The sequence below is a fragment of the Actinomadura nitritigenes genome, assembly GCF_017573545.1.
GTDB lineage: Bacteria > Actinomycetota > Actinomycetes > Streptosporangiales > Streptosporangiaceae > Spirillospora > Spirillospora nitritigenes.
Genome location: NZ_JAGEOK010000032.1, coordinates 112,316 through 130,285, shown reverse-complemented (window position 1 = coordinate 130,285; position 17,970 = coordinate 112,316). Strand labels below are relative to the sequence as shown.

Below are 17,970 nucleotides of genomic sequence, written 5' to 3'. Positions count from 1 at the left end.
CCCCGCCTACTCGGCCCCGCCTACTCGGCCCCGCCTACTCGGCCCCGCCTACTCGGCCCCGCCTACTCGGCCCCGCCTACTCGGCCCCGCCTACTCGGCCCCGCCTACTCGGCCCCGCCTACTCGGCTCGTCCACGCCTACCGGCTGTGCCTGCGGCTCGCCTATCGGGCCCGACGCCACCTGCTCCCTAGCCCTTCCTGCTCGGCTATGGCTGCCAGTGCCGCCTATTCAGCCGGCTTGCGCCCGTCGGCCTTGGCTACTCGTCCCGACGACACCTGATCCCTAGTCCCGTTTACTCGGCTGTGCCTACGGCCGCGCCTGCGGCCCGCCTACTGGCCTCGACGCCACGTGATTCCTAGCGCCGCTACTCGGCCGTGCCTGCCAGTGCTGCCGACTCAGCCTGCTTGTGCCTCCGGCCCCGGTCCGTCGTGACGGCACCTGATCCCAGCCCCGCCTACTCGGCCGTGCCTACCTGTCCTCGCCTACCCGGCCCGCCCGCGCCTACTGGCCGTGTCTACCGGCACGACGACGCCCGATCCCTGGTTTCGCTTACTCGGCCGTGCCTGCCAGTGCCGCCCACTCAGCCTGCTCGTGCCTGCCCTGGCTATCCGTCCCGACGACACCTGACCTCCAGCCCCGGCCTGCTCGGCCCCGCCTGTCTGTGCCGCCTGCTCGGCTCGGCGGCGCCTGCGACTCGTCTATCAGGGCCGACAACACCTGATCATTGGCCCTGCCTGCTCGGCCGTGGCTGGCAGTGCTCGTCTGCTCTGTTCGCCTGGGGCTACCAAGCCGCGTCTGCCGTGCGCGGGGCCCTCGGGGGTGTTGATGCTGTGCCGACGGCTCCTTGTTTCGTTGAGCACCGCAGTTTTCGGGCTTTCGCGGGCATGGTCGTTCGGGGCTCTGCGGTGCTCGGTTCTGCCGTCCTGGGTTCCTTGCCTTGGCGGTGGTGGGTGGTTGTGGGGGGCGGCCGTCGGGCTTTGGGGTCCGCGGTTCGCCGTGGCGGGCGGAGCAAGGGGCGGGAGGGCGACGAAATGGTGGCGGCGACCCCCTAGTCTTGAAACATGGCCGAGTACATCTACACGATGCAGCGTGTGCGCAAAGCACATGGCGACAAGGTCGTCCTGGACGACGTCACCCTGCATTTCCTTCCAGGCGCCAAGATCGGCGTTCTGGGGCCGAACGGCACCGGTAAGTCGACGCTGCTGCGCATGATGGCCGGTCTGGAACAGCCGTCCAACGGCGACGCGCGCCTCATGCCGGGCTTCACCGTCGGCATGCTGCAGCAGGAGCCGCCGCTGAACGAGGAGAAGACCGTCCTCGGGAACGTCGAGGAGGGTGTCGCCGAGACCAAGGCGATGGTCGACCGGTTCAACGAGATCGCCGAGAAGATGGCGACGGACTACTCCGACGAGCTGATGGAGGAGATGGGCAAGCTGCAGGAGCAGCTCGACCATCGCAACGCCTGGGACCTCGACAGCCAGCTCGAGCAGGCGATGGACGCGCTGCGCTGCCCGCCCGGCGACGCCGAGGTCAGCAAGCTGTCCGGAGGCGAGCGGCGGCGGGTCGCGCTGTGCAAGCTGCTGCTGGAGGCGCCCGACCTGCTGCTGCTGGACGAGCCCACCAACCATCTGGACGCCGAGAGCGTGCAGTGGCTGGAGCAGTTCCTCGCCAAGTACGAGGGCACCGTCCTGGCCGTCACCCACGACCGGTACTTCCTGGACAACGTGGCGACGTGGATCCTGGAGCTGGACCGCGGCCGCTGCTACCCCTACGAGGGCAACTACTCCACCTACCTGGAGAAGAAGGCCGACCGGCTGAAGGTCGAGGGCAACAAGGACGCCAAGCGCAAGAAGCGCCTGCAGGACGAGCTGGAGTGGGTCCGCTCGAACCCGAAGGCGCGGCAGACGAAGAGCAAGGCGCGTCTGGAGCGCTACGAGGAGATGGCGGCCGAGGCGGCCAAGACCCGGAAGCTGGACTTCGAGGAGATCCAGATCCCGCCGGGCCCGCGCCTGGGCAACACCGTGATCGTCGCGGACAAGCTGGGCAAGGGGTTCGGCGACCGGGCCCTGATGGACGACCTGTCGTTCAACCTGCCGCCGAACGGCATCGTCGGCGTCATCGGCCCGAACGGCGTCGGCAAGACCACCCTGTTCCGGATGATCGTGGGGGAGGAGCAGCCGGACAGCGGGGAGTTGCGGCTCGGCGAGACCGTCAAGATCTCCTACGTGGACCAGGGCCGCGGCGGCCTCGACCCGAAGAAGACCGTGTGGCAGGTCGTCTCCGACGGCCTCGACCACATCAACGTCGGGCAGGTCGAGATGCCGTCCCGCGCGTACGTGGCGGCGTTCGGCTTCAAGGGCCCCGACCAGCAGAAGCCGACGGGCGTCCTGTCCGGCGGTGAGCGCAACCGGCTGAACCTGGCACTGACCCTGAAGCTGGGCGGCAACGTCCTGCTGCTGGACGAGCCGACCAACGACCTCGACACCGAGACGCTGTCCAGCCTGGAGAACGCGCTGCTGGAGTTCCCCGGCTGCGCCGTGATCACCTCGCACGACCGGTGGTTCCTGGACCGCATCGCCACGCACATCCTGGCGTGGGAAGAGGGCTCGAACTGGTTCTGGTTCGAGGGCAACTACGCCGACTACGAGAAGAACAAGATCGAGCGGCTGGGCGCCGACGCCGCCCGCCCGCACCGGGTGACGCACCGCAAGCTCACCCGCGACTGATCGGCTGATCGGCGGCGAACTGCCGCGCGGGCACCCGGGTGCGCGCGCGGCCGTTCGGCTGTCCGCCGGGCCGCGGCGCCGATTGATCCAGCCCGAGCATCGGACGATGCGCAAACAGTGTTGGACGGGTATCACCGCAGGCTCCTATCGTCCCTGAGGTGGAGTCGACGGGGGCAGCCGGGAGGTCGGGACGACGATGAGCACGCCCAGGATCACCGAAATGCGGGTCGTGCCGGTCGCCGGGCGCGACGACATGCTGCTCAACCTCAGCGGGGCGCACGCGCCGTTCTTCACCCGCAACCTGCTGCTGCTCACCGACGAGTCCGGCGCCACCGGCGTTGGCGAGGTCCCCGGCGGTGAGGCCATCCGGAGGACGCTGGAGGGCGCGCGGGAGCTGGTCGTGGGCCGCCGGATCGGCCGGTCCGACGAGGTGCTCAACGGTGTGCGGGCCGCGTTCGGCCACCTGGACGCCGGTGGGCGCGGCCCGCAGACGCACGACACGAGGGTCGCCGTCCACGCGCTGACAGCGATCGAGTCGTGCCTGCTCGACCTGATGGGCAAGCACCTGGACGTGCCCGTGGCGGCGCTGCTGGGCGACGGCGTCCAGCGCACGCGGGTCCCGGTCCTCGGCTACCTGTTCTATGTCGGGGACCGGCGCAAGACCGACCTGCCCTACCCGGAGCCGGAGGACGGCGCGGACGGGTGGCTGCGCGTCCGGCACGAGGAGGCGCTGACGCCGGAGGCGATCGTCCGGCAGGCGGAGGCGGCGCGGAGCCGGTACGGGTTCGCCGACTTCAAGCTGAAGGGCGGGGTGCTGCAGCCCGACGAGGAGGCGGACGCGGTGCGGGCGCTCGCCGTCCGGTTCCCGTCCGCGCGGATCACTCTCGACCCGAACGGCGCGTGGCCGCTGGAGGAGGCCGTCCGGATCGGCCGGGACCTGTCCGACGTGCTGGCGTACGCCGAGGACCCGTGCGGTGCCGAGCGCGGCTACTCGGGACGCGAGACGATGGCGGAGTTCCGGCGGGCGACCGGGCTGCGGACCGCCACCAACATGATCGCGACGGACTGGCGGGAGCTGGGGCACGCGATCCGGCTGGACGCGGTGGACATCCCGCTCGCCGACCCGCACTTCTGGACGATGCGCGGCTCGGTGCGCGTCGCGCAGCTCTGCCAGGCGTGGGGCCTGACCTGGGGCTCGCACTCCAACAACCACTTCGACGTGTCGCTGGCGATGTTCACGCACGTGGCGGCCGCCGCGCCCGGCGACATCACGGCGATCGACACGCACTGGATCTGGCAGGACGGGCAGCGCCTCACCCGGGACCCGCTGCGGATCGAGGGCGGGGAGGTCGCGCTGCCGGACGCCCCCGGCCTCGGCGTGGAGATCGACGAGGAGCGGGTCGAGGCGGCGAACCGGCTGTACGTCGAGCACGGCCTCGGGGACCGCGACGACGCGGCGGCGATGCGGTACCTCGTACCGGGCTGGACGTTCGACCCGAAGCGCCCCTGCCTGGTGCGGGACGCGCCGGCCTGACGCGCCCGCCCGGGGCGCCCGCCGGGGGCGGGGACGCCGGCCGGTACCATCGGGCCGACCGGTGGAGACCCCCGTCCCCGGCCCTCAGGCACCCGACCCCCAGGCGAGGACATGCAGCAGACCGACCTGCCCGCGGCCGAGTACCGGCACGTGTACGAGTTCTACATCCGGTTCGGGGACATCGACTCCCAGGGCCATGTGAACAACGTCAAGTTCCTCGGCTACCTCGAGGACGCGCGCCTGGAGATGTTCCACGGCGACCCGGTGCGCAAGGGCGAGCAGCCGGTCCGGGGCATGGTGATCTCCCGGCACGAGATCGACTACCGGCTGCCGCTGCTGCCGACCGTCTACCCGATCCGCGTCGAGACGTGGGTGACGGAGGCGCGCGCCGCGTCGTTCAAGCTGGCCTACGAGGTGCGCGACGACGAGAACGTGTACGCGACCGCCACCTCGACGCTCGTCGCGTTCGACGTGGAGGCCAACCGGCTGCGCCGCTTCACCCCGGAGGAGCGCGAGTTCATCGGGCGGTACGTCGTCCCCGCGGAGTAAGTCCCGCCACCCGTTCCCGGTTGCGTGCGCGATGCCCGGCCCGTCGGCGGCCGCTTACGTGATGACCATGGCGTCACGGATAAATAACAAGCGCAACAGCAATCCGCTTTCGCCGCACATATCCCTCTAGGGTCGCGTCGCGAAATGTGGCGAACCCACGTGGAAGGGACGAAATGCGGCGCATCTCACGAGGAGCGATCGCCCTGCTGCTCGCCGCGGGCATGGCAGGCACCGGCGCCACCGCGGCGCAGGCGGCGGCACCCGCGACGGCGGGCAAGGCGGCTCAGTCGGACGACATCCTCGCCCGGCTCAAGGCCATCCCCGGCATGCAGGTGACGGAGAAGGCCTCCACGATCCCCGGCTACCGCTGGTTCTGGCTCGAGTACCGGCAGCCCGTCGACCACCGCAACCCGAACGGGCAGTGGTTCGAGCAGCGGATCATGCTCCAGCACAAGTCGGCGGACCGCCCGATGGTGCTCTACACCAGCGGCTACGACACCCCCGAGACCATGTTCACCGCCGAGCCGACCGCGCTCGTCGACGGCAACCAGATCTCCGTCGAGTACCGCTACTTCACCCCGTCCCGGCCCGAGCCCGCGGACTGGAAGAAGGACACGATCTGGCAGGCCGCCACCGACGAGCACCGGATCGTCGGCGCGCTCAAGACGATCTACAAGGGCAAGTGGATCTCGACGGGCGCCAGCAAGGGCGGCATGACCGTCGTCTACCACAAGCGCTTCTACCCCCGCGACGTCGACGGCAGCGTCGTGTACGTGGCGCCCAACGACGTCGACAACAACGCCGACGGCGCCTACGACAAGTTCTTCAAGACCGTCGGCACCGACCCCGGGTGCCGCACCCACGTGGAGGCGCTCGCGCGCGAGTTCCTCAAGCGCCGTCCCGCCATGCTCGAACGGTTCCAGGCCGCCGCCGCGCAGAACGGCTGGACGTTCGACATCCTGCGCACCCCGGACCGCGCGTTCGAGAACTCCGTCATGGACTACGTGTGGGGCTTCTGGCAGTACCACCTGCAGTCGGACTGCGCCTCGCTGCCCGCCGTGAACGCCTCGGACGACGACCTCTACAAGACGCTCGACGACATCTCCGGGCTGTCGTTCTACACCGACCAGGGCCTCGCCCCCTACATCCCGTACTACTACCAGGCGGGCACCCAGCTCGGATGGCCGTCGCCGAAGTTCAAGTACCTGCGTCCCCTGCTGCGGTACGAGAGCAGCTACCAGCCGCGCACCTACGTCCCGCGCGACATCCCGATGCGCTTCGACGGCGGTAAGGCGATGCGCGACATCGACGGCTGGGTGAAGCGGCACGCCGACCACATGCTGTTCCTCTACGGCCAGAACGACCCGTGGGGAGCCGAGCCGTTCCGCCTCGGCACCGGCAGCCGCGACTCCGCCGTCTACGTCGCCCCCGGCATGAACCACAGCGGGCGCCTCATCGCGCACCTGCCCGCCGCGCAGCAGGCCGAGGCGAAGGCGGACGTGCTGCGTTGGGCCGACGTCCAGGCCCAGGCCAAGACCCTCACCACCGGCCCGGCCGCCGACGACCCGCTGCAGCTGCAGCGCCCGCCGATGTAACACCGTGTTCTCCCAGGGGGGCGACCCCCTGGAACCCCCGTCAACGACGGACAGGCTGTTTCCCCGCCCCGCGGCGAAACAGCCTGTTCGTCGTCGGGCATGCCCGCTCCACTCGCTAGCGCTCGCCCCGCGTGCCTGCCCGTGCCGGCGGCGGACCAGGGAGCGACTCTCTGGAACCAACGCTCCACTCGCTGTTCGCGTTGTTCTAAGGGGCAACGGTCCGTCGAAGGGAGTCGGGGCTTGAGGTTTCGCGCGAGCGCGTTATCTGAGCGGTGGGGCGACGCCGAAGGCGAGCCCCCACCGCGAAGCTCGCGAAGCGAGGCCGCGCTCGCCCAAGACCGGTCAGCGGGCGAGCCGCCAGGCGAGCCCGCTGGGCCGGGATTGCAATCAATACAGCCAGGCGGCGGCGTTGCCGGGGAGGAGGTCGCCGTACATCGGCATGGTCGTCAGCAGCGGCCGCCCCGGCGGGAGCCGGACGGGGTTGTCGCCGCAGTTGACCGCGCAGGTCAGCGGCCCGCGGGTGAAGAAGACGGCGGTCTCGGGGGAGTCGAGCCATTCCAGTTCTCCGGGCAGTTCCTCCAGCAGTTCGCGCCGCTGCGCCAGTGCCCGCCGGTAGAACGCCAGCATCGAGGACGGCTCGGTCGCCTGCGCCTCCGCCGTCAGCGATTCCCAGCCCGCCGGCATCGGCAGCCACGGGCGGACGCCGTCCGGTGAGAAGCCGTACGGCTCCGCCACCCCGGACCAGGGGATCGGCACCCGGCAGCCGTCCCGCCCCGGCTGGCTGCCGCCGCTGCGCTTCCAGATCGGGTCCTGGCGGGCCTGGTCCGGCAGGTCGCGGACCTCGGGGAGGCCGAGTTCCTCGCCCTGGTACAGGTACGCCGATCCCGGCAGCGCCAGCAGCATCAGCAGGGCCGCCTTCGCGCGCGCGTGCTCCATCCCGGGCACGCCGCCCGGCCGCTCGTAGCGGGTGAGGTGGCGGACGGAGTCGTGGCTGGACAGCACCCAGGTGGGCGCCGCGCCGGTCGGCGCGACGGCCTTCAGCGCCGCCTCGATAACGTCGCGGAACGCCGGCGCCGACCACGGCGCCAGCTGCAGGTCGAACTGGAAGACCTGGTGCAGCTCGTCCGGACGCAGGTAGAGCGCGAGGTCCTCCGGCCCGTCCGTCCACACCTCGCCGATCGCCATCCGGTCGTCGCCGTACCCCTCCAGGATGCGGCGCCACCGCCGGTAGATCTCGTGGACCTCGGGACGGCTGAAGATCGGCCCGTTGGCGACCCGGCGGCCGCGGCCGTTCAGGTCGCCGAGGGAGGCGTCCTTGACCAGCCCGGCGGCGACGTCGATGCGGAAGCCGTCCACGCCCCGGTCCAGCCAGAACCGCAGGACGTCCTCGAACTCGGCCCGCACCTCCGGGTTGCGCCAGTTGAGGTCCGGCTGCTCGGGCGCGTAGAGGTGCAGGTACCACTCCCCGTCGGGGATGCGCGTCCACGCCGGACCGCCGAACGCGGACGGCCAGTCGTTCGGCGGATCGACCTCGCCGGGATTCTCCCCTGGCCTTCCGGCGCGGAAAATGTAGCGGTCCCGTTCCGGGGACCCCGGCGGTGACGCCAGCGCCTCCTGGAACCACCGGTGCCGGTCGGACGAGTGGTTCGGCACGATGTCCACGATCAGCCTGAGGCCGTGCGCGTGCACGTCGGCCACCAGCGCGTCGAAGTCCGCCAGGGTGCCGAACCGGGGATCGACGTCCCGGTAGTCGGCCACGTCGTAGCCGCCGTCCGCGAGCGGCGAGGTGTAGAACGGCGTCAGCCACAGCGCGTCCACGCCCAGGTCGCGCAGGTACGGCAGCCGCGACCTGATCCCCTGGAGATCGCCCTCGCCGTTCCCGTCGGAGTCGGCGAAGCTGCGGACGTAGACCTCGTACACGACGGCGTTGCGCCACCAGGGGGTTCGCGTCATGTACAGCGATCTACCCGCTCAGGAGGGCGCGTTCACCATGCTTCGCGCCGCCATCGTGAAGTAGTCCCAGAGCATCTTCTCCAGCTGCTCGGGCAGCTCCAGTTCGTCCACCGCGACCCGCATGTGCCTCAGCCACGCGTCCCGCTCCGCTTCGCCGATGACGAACGGGACGTGCCGCATCCGCAGCCGGGGGTGGCCCCGCCGCTGGCTGTAGGTGTTCGGGCCGCCCCAGTACTGGATGAGGAAGAGCCGGAGCCGCTCCTCGGCGGGGCCGAGGTCCTCCTCCGGGTAGAGGGCGCGAAGGTCGGGGTCTTTAGCGACACCCTGGTAGAAGCGGTGCACCAGCCGGTGGAAGGTCTCCTCACCGCCGACAGCTTCGTAGAAGGTCACCTGTTCAGTCATGGCGCTGCCCACCCTATGCGATCGGCGGCCCGATGATCAGCCGCACGGACCGGTCCGCGGGCGCGGGCGATCAGGTCGTCGCCGGGGTGGCGACCGCGACGCCCGCGTCGTCGAACGCGTTCTTCACCCGTTCGCGCAGCTCCCGGGCGATCTCGCCCTGCTTGCCGGGCGCGGTCTTGAGCACCACCCGGATCACGATGGCGTCGCCGGCGAGCGCCTGCACGCCCCACACCGACGGCTTCTCCAGGATCATGTCCTCCCAGCCGGGGGAGGCCGCCAGCTCGTCCGCGGTGGCCTGCAGGATCTCCTTGACCTTCTCGGTGTCCTCGCGGATGTCGACCGGGATGTCCAGGACGGCCCGGCCCCAGTTCTGCGACTCGTTCCCGACCTTCTTGATCTCGCCGTTCGGCACGTACCAGACGACGCCGTTGACGTCGCGCATCCGGGTGACCCGCAGGGTGACGGCCTCGACCGTCCCCTTGGCCGAGCCCACGTCGATGAAGTCGCCGACGCCGTACTGGTCCTCCAGCAGCATGAACAGCCCGGCGAGGAAGTCCTTGACGATGTTCTGCGCGCCGAAGCCGACCGCCACGCCGATCACGCTCGCGCTGGCGAGGATCGGCGCGAGGTTCAGCCCGAGCGAGCCGAGGATGCTGAAGGCCGCCGTCCCCATGATCACGATGGACGCGACCGAGTTCAGCACCGAGCCGAGCGTCTTGGCGCGCTGCGCCCGGCGCTGGTTCAGCAGCGCGGGGCTGCCCTCGAAGACCGTCCGGGACCGCTCCTTGACCTTCTCGGACATGGTGCCCTCGGACATCCGCACCGTCACCTTGGTGATCATCCGGTGCGCGATGTTCCGCACGACCAGCGCGAACGCGAAGGTGAGGATGATCGACAGGACGGTGCCGAGGGGCTTGTCGAGCCATGTGGCGTAGAAGTGGGTGAAGTCCGTGCTGTGGGAGACGTTCCAGACCAGCCGGCAGCCGGTGCTCGGCGTCTGGTCGCGGCAGGCCGCCTCGGGCGTGCCGTTCTGGGCCCAGGGCAGCAGCGACTGCGCATCCACCAACATCTCGGGCAGACCCTCCCCGGCCTCTGTGGGCGTCTCGACACCTCGCCATGCACCTGCGGCGGGTGCGAGCCCGATCGTAGGGGACGGTAACGACCGGTTCGTACTCCGCGGGCTACGTGTCTTGACAAGGCCGGGGAGGGGCTGTTCCGGCGAGCGTGCCCCGCGGGGTCCGCGGCTGCCGCGCCGTTCCGGCCACGGCCCCGCGGGGCACGCCCGGCTCTAGGGGCGGCCCGCCGGCCGCATCTCGCGGGCGGGCCGCTGATCGAGGGGCTGAAGGACGTGCGCGAGCTTCCCGGCGGCGCCGCCCACGTCGTCGGCGCGGTGCATCCGCTCGCCCCACGACCACCAGAAGTAGTGCTCCTGGGACTCGGGCGCGGGCGCGCAGGTGACGTCCTCGGCCAGGCTCGCCGCGGCCGGGTTCACCACCCGCAGGAACGCCGGGCCCGATCGGGTCCGGACCACGCGGGCGACCAGTCCGCGGGCGTCGAGCTCGCGCTCCAGCGCCCGGAGATGGCCGACGCGTCCGTCGCTGACCACCTGCCTTCCCCCTTCCTCGGCCGTGCCCGGCGCCGCTGCGCCGGTGCGCTTCTGTACCGCCGGTTCCTGCGTCGTCGTCTGCATCGCCGATCCCTCGTCGCCGGCCCCGGCGTGCGCGGCGCGTGACCGCGCGGCCGCCGGGACGGCCGGCAAATGATCAACCCTCTGGATCCGTGCTGTCGCTCCCGGTGAGAATTGCAACTCTCACGCTGCCTGGTCAAGGGCGTCACCGTCCCGCGAAGTACCGGATTACCCCACCTCAGAGGAAGCTTCACACCCGCCGGAGGAAGAATCTCTACCCTGGGGGGCCAGGACGCATCCGAAGCCCCTGTCTTTCCCGGGAATCGCTTGGCCCGTCCCGCCGTGAGGGTTACGCTGCGTGCGCGAGAGATTATCTGTCGTGGCCATCTATTGACCGGTCGCCGTGGCCTGGACGACCGCCCTTCCCCCGGAGGGGCGCCGCCCCGGCCCGACGGTGAGGAGGCCGGAATCGATGTCGGACCCCCCTCGGAAAGAAACGGACGTGGCTCGCCGGATCCGCGCGCACGCTTTGGCCCGGGGGCGCAGCCCGCAGGAGATCGCGCACGAGATCCACGAGCAGTGCGGCCCCCTGTTCGGCACCAGCCGGGTCAAGGCGCACCGCCTGGCCCACGGGGTCGCGCTGTCCGACATCGTGGCCCAGGTCAGGGCCCTGTACGAGGTCGACGGCAAGCCGCCGCCCCGGCTCGGGGAGACGCTGCTGTCGGCCTACGAGAGCGGGTACAAGAGACCCGGTCCCGAGTATCTGCACTACCTGTGCGCCGTGTACCGCGTCGAGCCCGATCAGCTCGACTACAAGAGCCCGTGCATCTGCGGACGGGGACACGCCGTGCGGCCGGGGGCCGCCACGGTGCCGCAGCCGCGGGCGCCGGAACGGCACGCCGCACAGCGGCCCGACGTACCGCTCGTCGGGTCGATCATCCCCAGGGCGGAGGACCGCCACTGGGTGGACGTCAACGACCTACGGGGCCCTGACCGCGCCGACGGCCCCCTGTCCATTGATGTGGGAGAGGAGGACATCGTGCTTCGTAGGACACTTCTGCAACTGCTGGCCGGAGCGGGCGTGGCGCTCGACGGCCAGTTCCTTGGGGCGGTCGACAACCTTCGGCGCAAGATGGACGACACGCTGGTCGGCGCGACGGTCTCGCCGACCATGCTCGACCAATGGGAGGAGACCACCTACGGCTACGGCCGGCAGTACCAGGCGACGCCGTCGCTGCGGATGCTGTGCGACGTGCTGCTGGACTTCAGCGAGGTGCGGCGCATGTGCGACAAGCGGCAGCCGGTCGAGCTCCAGGAGCGGCTGTGCCGGATCGCGGCGCAGCTGTCCGGGCTGTCCGGGCTGATCATGATCAATCTGGGTGACCACCGGCTGGCCCGCTCGTTCTTCCGGACCGCGCGCACCGCGGCCGACGAGACCGGCGACCGCGGGTTGCGCGCCTGGGTGACCGTCCGCGAGTCGCTCGTCCCGATGTACTACGGCGACCCCCGCGAGGCGCTGCACCTGGCGCGCAAGGCGCAGGACCTGGCCGGCCGCACCCCCGGTGTGGCGGCGGCCATGGCGCCCGCGGTGGAGGCCCGCGCGCTCGGCATGCTGGCGTTGCGCGGACGCGGCGACGCCGCGCCCAGCGCCCGCCGGGCGCTCGTGCGCGGGCGCTCGGTGTTCGACCAGTTGTCCAAGACCGACACGAACGACCTCGTCTTCGGCTTCACCGACCGGCAGATGGCCTTCTATGAGGGCGACACGTTCACCAATCTCGGCGACCACAAGCACGGCGACGAGGTGCTGAGCCACGCGCTGACGCTGTACGCCCCGACGGACCGCGTCGACCTGACTCTCGTGCGCCTCGACCGGGCGATGTGCAAGCTCCATGCCGGGAACCCGGACGCGGCGCTGGCCGGCGGCCAGGAGGCGATCCTCGACCTGCCCCCCGACCACCGGTCCGACATCCTGGTGCACCGGGCCCGCCAGATCGGAGCCGCCGTGCAGGCCAAGCACGGCGAGATCGCCGGGCTGCGGGAGTTCCGCGAGGCGCTCGCGGGGCCCTGGGTCACGAGCCCCACCAAGGAACCCGCCCCCACCGGGGAGCGGCCCTCCGTCCCCCCGACCGAGCAGGTCTGACCGGGGATGGGAACGCCTGACAGCGCCGCCTGGCAGGACGGTTCCGCGCCCGGCGCGGAACCCGCGGGCCCGGAGGCCGGGCCCGCGCAGGCCGCGGGCCCCGAGGCCGGGCCCTCCGCGCCGTCCGCCGCGGATCCTCGTCCCCGCCGCCGCGCCCTGGTGCGGCTGCAGGACGATCCTCCCGTCTGGAGCTTCGGGGAACTGCGGCTGCGCCGGTACCGGGCCTCCGACCACGCCACCGTCCTCGCCCTGCACCGCGAGGGCCTGGCGCAGGTGGGCCTTCGTCCCGGCGACGGCGTCTACTACGACCACGACTTCTTCCGGATGGAGGACATCTACCTGCGCAATGACGGCGAGTTCCTCGTCGGCGAGGTGGACGGGCAGATCGTCGCCATGGGCGGTCTGCGCCGTGCCGACCTCGTTCCCGGGGGCCGGGCACGGGCGTTCGGCGGCTACGCGCCGGGCGGCCCCGTGCTCGACGCGGTGGAGATGGTGCGGTTGCGGGTGCGGCCGGCCGCGCAGCGGCGCGGCTACGGAGCCGCCGTCGTCTCCGCACTGGAGGAACGCGCCGCGGAGTACGGGTACCGGGTCCTGCGCGGCGACACGACCGAGCTGCAGGCCCCGGCGCTCGCCCTGTACCGCAAGTTCGGCTGGAGGGAGACGCGCCGCGAGGTGATCGGCGGCATCGTCAACATCTACATCGAGAAGGAACTCCGCTGAGGACACCCGAGCCGCGGGACGGCGCGCCGGCGGCGCGGCGCGGCGCGCGAGCGCCCGCGGCTCGGGGCGTGTTCACGCCTGACCCGATTCACGCCCGACCCGGTTCACGCCTGACTTGATTCACGCTCGACCGGTATTCGCGCCCGACCGGTATTCGCGCCGGCAGGGCAGAAGGGGCGCGGAGGCTCACGCGTCCGGGAGGGTGCCGCCCACCAGCTGCATGAGCGGGTAGCGGTGCCGGCGGACGCCGGTGAACCCGCGGTCGGCGAGCGCCCCGGTGATCTCCCGGTCGCCGAACACCGTGTACCCGGTGGCACGCCGGATCAGCTCGCCGCCGACCTTGGACGCGTGCAGCGGCGTCAGCCGCCGCGAGGTGAGGATGATCAACCGGCCGCCCGGACGCAGCACCCGGGTCATCCCGTCGACGGCCGCCCACGGATCGTCGAACAGGTACAGCGCCCCGAAGCAGCAGACGGCGTCGAACGTCGCGTCGCGGAACGGCAGGTCGACGGCGTTGCCGCGGACGTAGCAGACCTCGCCGCCGGGCAGGGTGTCGGCCTCGGCGCGGGCCAGCATGGTGGCGGAGGCGTCCAGCCCGACGACGAGACCGTCCTCGCCGACCCCCTCGGCGAGCGCGCGGGTCACGTTGCCCGGCCCGCACGCCACGTCCAGCACGGTCGCGGCCGGACGGCCGGCCTCGCCCGGCTGCCCGAGCCCCAGCCAGTCGCGGGCCGTGGCCTGCTCGGCGGCGGTGTCGGGCCCGAACGGCCAGCCCTTGGCGAGGTTGAACCCGACGGGCCGCCAGACCTTCTCGTAGATCCGCGGCAGGAACGTCGACTCCATGACGGACTGGGCGAGCGACGGCGCCCGCTCCTCGGCGGGACCGAGCAGGTCGAGGTAGCCGGCCGACAGGTCCGGTTCGGCGGGCGGCTCGCGCAGGAGCCCCAGCACCCGGTCCACCGCGGACGGGCTGCGCACCATCGACACGTTCACCCTCTTATTAGATCACTCGTCAATTTCGCCTCGCCAGGAGCGGAGGCTGTGACCCGCCACACGCCCGCCGGCCGGTGCCTCCGCGCCCGCCGGGCGCCTCGGCCTCCGCCCTCTCGTCAGGCCAGGTCGAGCCCGGTCTGCGCGGCCATGAAGCCGAGGGTGTCGGCCATCAGGTCCACGGACCGGCTGACGGACCGCGCGGCGTGCCCGACCTCCGACTCGTCGCGCAGCAGGATCGGCGCGTCCGACGCCGTCGCGTGCTGGAGCGCCGCGCACAGCTTGCGGGCGTGCAGCGGGTCGACGCGGGTGTCGCTGCCGAACGTGGTGAACAGCGTCGCCGGATACGCCGTCCCCGGGTGGACGTGGTGGTACGGCGAGTAGCCGATCAGCCAGCCGAACTCCACCGGGTCGTCCGCCGTCCCGTACTCGTCGTTCCACGTCTGGCCGAGCCCGAACCGCTCGTAGCGGACCATGTCCAGCAGCGGCGCCGAGCAGACCACCGCCCGGTACAGGTCGGGACGCTGGGTGAGCGCGGCGCCGACGAGCAGCCCGCCGTTGGACCCGCCGGAGATCGCCAGCTGCGCCGGGGTGGTCAGGCCGTCGGCGATCAGCTTCTCGGCGGCGGCGTGGAAGTCGTCGAACACGTTCTGCTTGCGCTCGCGCATCCCCGCGCGGTGCCACTCCTCGCCCTCCTCGGACCCGCCGCGCAGGTTCGCGATCGCGTAGACGCCGCCGGCCTCCACCCAGGCCAGGATGCTCGCCGAGTACGACGGCGTCAGCGAGATGTTGAACCCGCCGTAGCCGTACAGGATCGCCGGGCGCGGGCCGGACGCGCCCGGACGCGACGCCACCAGCATCCGCACCTCGGTCCCGTCCGCGGACGTGTACGTCACCTGCCGGGTCTCGATCTCGGGGACCTCCACGGTGCCCGGCGCGGACGCCCACAGGCTCGTCTCCCCGGTCCGGGCGTCGTAGCGGAACACCGACGACGGCGTGACGTTGTCGGTGTAGCCGAACCACGCCTCGTGGCCGCCCTCCGGCCGCTCGACGATCCCGCCGATCGAGCCGAGCCCCGGCGTCGGGACCGTCCCGAGCCGCTCGCCGGACGCCAGGTCGTGCACGGTGATCTCGCTGATCGCGTGCCGCGTCCAGCCGGCGAGCAGGACGGGCGACTCGAGATCGTCGAGGACGGCGTAGTCGGTGAGGACGGCCTCGGGGTCCTGCGGGATCAGGTCCCGCCACGACTCGTACGACGGGTCGGACGGGTCGGTCACGCACAGCCGGGACCGCGGCGCGTCCCGGTCGGTGAACACGTAGGCGCGCCCGTCCCGCCCCACGTGCAGCCACGTCTCGGCGTCGACGCCGACCTGCACCGGCCGCAGTTCGGGGCGTTCGAGCGGCGAGGTCGACAGGTCCGCCACCCACAGGTCGTTGCGCGGCGCCGTCCCCTGCGAGGCCGACACCGTCAGCCACCGCCCGTCGCGGCTGACGCCGACGCTGTAGTAGTTGGTCTTGTCCATCCCCTCACCGAAGATCAGGACGTCGTCGGTCTCCGGTTCGGTGCCGACCCGGTGCAGGTAGACGCGCCGGTGGTACTGCTCCTCGCCCTCCGGGACGGACCGTGCGGGCAGCCGCCGGGTGTAGTAGAACGCCTCCCCGCCGGGGAGCCAGGCGATGCCGGACGACCGAGTCCGGTCGATCGGCCCCTCCACCCGCTCGCCGGTGGCGACGTCGATCACGAACAGCAGCGACTCCTCGTCCCCACCGGTCGAGATCTTGTACGCCAGCAGCCGGCCCTCCTTGTCGGGCTGCCAGCTGTCCAGCGTCGTCGTGCCGGCCGGGTCCAGCGCCATCGGGTCGACCAGGACCCGCTCGGAGCCGTCCGCATCGACGGTGTACAGCACGGGGTGCTCCTGCTCGGCGGTCCGCCGGGTGAAGAACCGCCGGTCGCCGCGCCAGAGCGGGGAGCCGACGCTGCCCGCGCCGAGCAGTTCCCCGAGCCGGCGGCGCAGCCGCTCGCGGCCCGGGTACGCGTCGGTGACCTTGTGGAACAGCTCGTCCTGCGCGGCGAGCCACTCCCGGGTCTCGTCGCTCTCCGCGTCCTCCAGCCACCGGTACGGGTCGGCGACCCGGTGGCCGTGGATGTCCTCGACGATGTCCTGGCGCCGCGCGGGCGGATAAGGCGTTCCGGTCATGGATGCACTGTATTCACCGGTGCGGGTCATCCGCCCGATCAGGCCGCCCGGCACGCTGCCCGGCGCGGCGTCCGGTGCGCAACGCCTGGGTTTTTGCGTTCGATCTGGCCCTTCGATGGGGATATTTGGGGTAGCGGTCGGGCTGCCCCAGCCGCCACACTGATTCCAGGTCGGTTCGCCTCTGGGGAGGTCCTCATGGCGAGTGCGCAGGTGCCGGAGACAATATTCGGGCCTCGGTGCGAGGCGCGGTCAGCCGCGTCCGCCGAGGCGAACCCCGACACGCCGGCGGAGGCCGTCTGATGAGACAGGTCCTTCTCCTGAACGCGACGTACGAACCACTCACCACGCTCCCGCTGCGGCGGGCGGTCTGCCTCGTGCTCCGGGAGAAGGCCGAGATCGTCCACCACGACGTCTCGGGGGCCACCCTTCATTCGGCGACCATGGAGGTCGAGGTCCCGTCGGTCATCCGGCTTCGCCGCTACGTCCGGATCCCGTTCCGGACGCGGGTCCCGCTCACCCGCGCCGCCCTCATGCGCCGCGACAACTTCCGGTGCGTGTACTGCGGCCGCCGCGCCGAGACCATCGACCACGTCCATCCGCGCAGCCGCGGCGGCAAGCACGTCTGGGAGAACTGTGTCGCCTCCTGCATGACCTGCAACCACCGCAAGGCCGACCGGCTGCTGTCCGAACTCGGCTGGACGCTCGGGATGACCCCCGGCGTCCCGCGCGGCGCGCACTGGCGGCTGATCGGCATCGTCCACGACGGCGACCCCCAGTGGGCGCCGTACGTGACCGAGCCGGCGGCGTGACCGGATCGGCCGCGTGACCGTATCCTGTCCTCGTGCCACGCTATGACTACCGCTGCCGCGCGTGCGGGTCGACGTTCGAGGTCTCCCGCCCGATGATCAACGCGTCGGACCCGGCGACCTGCCCGGCCGGCCATGACGACACGGTGAAGCTGCTGTCCACGGTCGCCGTGACCGGCACGTCCCGCGGTGGCGCTCCCGCGCCTCCGCCGAGCGCGGGCGGCGGCTGCTGCGGCGGGGGCTGCTGCTCCTAGAGCCCGCCCCCGCGCCGTCCATCCCGCGCCGTCCCGGTCCCGGGCCGGGCTAGCCCTGCTGCGCGACCGCGGCGCGGATCCCGGCGGCCATGGCGGCGCTGTCGTGGTCGGGGCCGCAGCCGTCGACCAGCATGATCGTGCCCGGGATGTGGTCGGCGCGCAGGTGCTTGATCTCCTGGTAGGCGGGCGAGTCGTACCAGGCCCGCGCGCTGTCGATGTCCGGGAACTCCAGCAGGATCAGATCGCCCTCCCACGTGCCCTCCCGCACGTCGGGGGTCTCGCCGTGCACGATGAAGCGGCCGCCGAACGGGTCCATGGTGGCCTGGATGCGCTCCATGTAGGTGAACACGTCGTCGTGGAGCGGCGGCTGGGGGCGCAGGTGGCCGAGGACGTAGGCGGTCATCGTGACTCCTCCGGGTCGTGGGTCCCGGGGCCGCCCGGAGGGGCGGCCCCGCTGACGTGATCCACTATGGCCG

At 71.6% G+C, this 17,970-nt stretch carries 15 protein-coding genes; 8 read left to right on the top strand and 7 right to left on the bottom strand.

Annotation, left to right across the window (positions count from 1 at the left end; genetic code table 11):
• Positions 1 to 1,061: 1,061 nt before the first annotated feature.
• From ettA to J4557_RS38230, 4 genes are all read left to right on the top strand, one after another.
• Positions 1,062 to 2,726 carry an energy-dependent translational throttle protein EttA gene (ettA, locus tag J4557_RS38245; RefSeq protein WP_208271682.1) on the top strand — a complete coding sequence of 555 codons (1,665 nt, stop codon included), beginning with the start codon at positions 1,062 to 1,064 and terminating at the stop codon, positions 2,724 to 2,726.
• Between the two features lie 196 nt (positions 2,727 to 2,922).
• Entirely contained in the window at positions 2,923 to 4,260 is a 1,338-nt protein-coding gene (locus J4557_RS38240; protein WP_208271681.1) for an enolase C-terminal domain-like protein, read from the top strand.
• Between the two features lie 111 nt (positions 4,261 to 4,371).
• Positions 4,372 to 4,809 (top strand): acyl-CoA thioesterase, encoded by a 438-nt coding sequence (locus J4557_RS38235; protein ID WP_190864228.1) that lies wholly within the window; start codon positions 4,372 to 4,374, stop codon positions 4,807 to 4,809.
• A gap of 173 nt (positions 4,810 to 4,982) precedes the next feature.
• Positions 4,983 to 6,404, top strand: coding sequence for a S28 family serine protease (locus tag J4557_RS38230; RefSeq protein ID WP_208271680.1), 1,422 nt, complete (start codon positions 4,983 to 4,985; stop codon positions 6,402 to 6,404).
• A 387-nt stretch (positions 6,405 to 6,791) separates the two neighbouring features.
• Here the strand turns inward: J4557_RS38230 and J4557_RS38225 are convergent, their stop codons facing one another.
• The 4 genes from J4557_RS38225 to J4557_RS38210 form a co-directional block, all read right to left on the bottom strand.
• On the bottom strand, positions 6,792 to 8,357 hold the full coding sequence (locus J4557_RS38225; RefSeq protein WP_208271679.1) for a glycoside hydrolase family 13 protein: 1,566 nt from the start codon (positions 8,355 to 8,357) through the stop codon (positions 6,792 to 6,794).
• An 18-nt stretch (positions 8,358 to 8,375) separates the two neighbouring features.
• The gene (locus J4557_RS38220) at positions 8,376 to 8,759 is read right to left on the bottom strand and encodes a globin (RefSeq protein ID WP_208271678.1); all 384 of its coding nucleotides are present in this window, start codon (positions 8,757 to 8,759) and stop codon (positions 8,376 to 8,378) included.
• A 70-nt stretch (positions 8,760 to 8,829) separates the two neighbouring features.
• A complete protein-coding gene (locus tag J4557_RS38215) occupies positions 8,830 to 9,828 on the bottom strand; it encodes a mechanosensitive ion channel family protein (protein WP_208271677.1) in 999 nt (332 codons plus the stop codon).
• Positions 9,829 to 10,047: 219 nt separating this feature from the next.
• Positions 10,048 to 10,449: a hypothetical protein gene (locus J4557_RS38210; protein WP_243777000.1), complete on the bottom strand. Its 402-nt coding sequence runs from the start codon at positions 10,447 to 10,449 to the stop codon at positions 10,048 to 10,050.
• A gap of 439 nt (positions 10,450 to 10,888) precedes the next feature.
• On the opposite strand from J4557_RS38210, the gene J4557_RS38205 reads away from it, so the two are divergent.
• Entirely contained in the window at positions 10,889 to 12,526 is a 1,638-nt protein-coding gene (locus J4557_RS38205; protein ID WP_307800447.1) for an NsdA family TPR-like regulatory protein, read from the top strand.
• Between the two features lie 6 nt (positions 12,527 to 12,532).
• A complete protein-coding gene (locus tag J4557_RS38200; RefSeq protein WP_208271676.1) occupies positions 12,533 to 13,246 on the top strand; it encodes a GNAT family N-acetyltransferase in 714 nt (237 codons plus the stop codon).
• A 186-nt stretch (positions 13,247 to 13,432) separates the two neighbouring features.
• Here the strand turns inward: J4557_RS38200 and J4557_RS38195 are convergent, their stop codons facing one another.
• Both J4557_RS38195 and J4557_RS38190 read right to left on the bottom strand, forming a co-directional pair.
• The gene (locus J4557_RS38195; RefSeq protein ID WP_307800446.1) at positions 13,433 to 14,239 is read right to left on the bottom strand and encodes a methyltransferase domain-containing protein; all 807 of its coding nucleotides are present in this window, start codon (positions 14,237 to 14,239) and stop codon (positions 13,433 to 13,435) included.
• Positions 14,240 to 14,355: 116 nt separating this feature from the next.
• Positions 14,356 to 16,434: a prolyl oligopeptidase family serine peptidase gene (locus tag J4557_RS38190; RefSeq protein WP_208271675.1), complete on the bottom strand. Its 2,079-nt coding sequence runs from the start codon at positions 16,432 to 16,434 to the stop codon at positions 14,356 to 14,358.
• Between the two features lie 299 nt (positions 16,435 to 16,733).
• Here J4557_RS38190 and J4557_RS38185 point away from each other — a divergent pair, with 299 nt between their 5' ends.
• Both J4557_RS38185 and J4557_RS38180 read left to right on the top strand, forming a co-directional pair.
• Entirely contained in the window at positions 16,734 to 17,243 is a 510-nt protein-coding gene (locus J4557_RS38185) for an HNH endonuclease (protein ID WP_173095744.1), read from the top strand.
• A gap of 32 nt (positions 17,244 to 17,275) precedes the next feature.
• Positions 17,276 to 17,494: an FmdB family zinc ribbon protein gene (locus J4557_RS38180; RefSeq protein WP_190864213.1), complete on the top strand. Its 219-nt coding sequence runs from the start codon at positions 17,276 to 17,278 to the stop codon at positions 17,492 to 17,494.
• Between the two features lie 49 nt (positions 17,495 to 17,543).
• Here J4557_RS38180 and J4557_RS38175 read toward each other — a convergent pair whose 3' ends face one another.
• Positions 17,544 to 17,897: a DUF1330 domain-containing protein gene (locus J4557_RS38175; protein WP_208271674.1), complete on the bottom strand. Its 354-nt coding sequence runs from the start codon at positions 17,895 to 17,897 to the stop codon at positions 17,544 to 17,546.
• Positions 17,898 to 17,970 lie beyond the last annotated feature (73 nt).

Bases quoted from the DNA above. Each gene is read 5' to 3' on its own strand.
- ettA (WP_208271682.1), top strand. From the start codon at position 1,062: ATGGCCGAGTACATCTACACGATGCAGCGTGTGCGCAAAGCACATGGC.
- J4557_RS38240 (WP_208271681.1), top strand. From the start codon at position 2,923: ATGAGCACGCCCAGGATCACCGAAATGCGGGTCGTGCCGGTCGCCGGG.
- J4557_RS38235 (WP_190864228.1), top strand. From the start codon at position 4,372: ATGCAGCAGACCGACCTGCCCGCGGCCGAGTACCGGCACGTGTACGAG.
- J4557_RS38230 (WP_208271680.1), top strand. From the start codon at position 4,983: ATGCGGCGCATCTCACGAGGAGCGATCGCCCTGCTGCTCGCCGCGGGC.
- J4557_RS38225 (WP_208271679.1), bottom strand. From the start codon at position 8,357: ATGACGCGAACCCCCTGGTGGCGCAACGCCGTCGTGTACGAGGTCTAC.
- J4557_RS38220 (WP_208271678.1), bottom strand. From the start codon at position 8,759: ATGACTGAACAGGTGACCTTCTACGAAGCTGTCGGCGGTGAGGAGACC.
- J4557_RS38215 (WP_208271677.1), bottom strand. From the start codon at position 9,828: ATGTTGGTGGATGCGCAGTCGCTGCTGCCCTGGGCCCAGAACGGCACG.
- J4557_RS38210 (WP_243777000.1), bottom strand. From the start codon at position 10,449: ATGCAGACGACGACGCAGGAACCGGCGGTACAGAAGCGCACCGGCGCA.
- J4557_RS38200 (WP_208271676.1), top strand. From the start codon at position 12,533: ATGGGAACGCCTGACAGCGCCGCCTGGCAGGACGGTTCCGCGCCCGGC.
- J4557_RS38190 (WP_208271675.1), bottom strand. From the start codon at position 16,434: ATGACCGGAACGCCTTATCCGCCCGCGCGGCGCCAGGACATCGTCGAG.
- J4557_RS38185 (WP_173095744.1), top strand. From the start codon at position 16,734: ATGAGACAGGTCCTTCTCCTGAACGCGACGTACGAACCACTCACCACG.
- J4557_RS38175 (WP_208271674.1), bottom strand. From the start codon at position 17,897: ATGACCGCCTACGTCCTCGGCCACCTGCGCCCCCAGCCGCCGCTCCAC.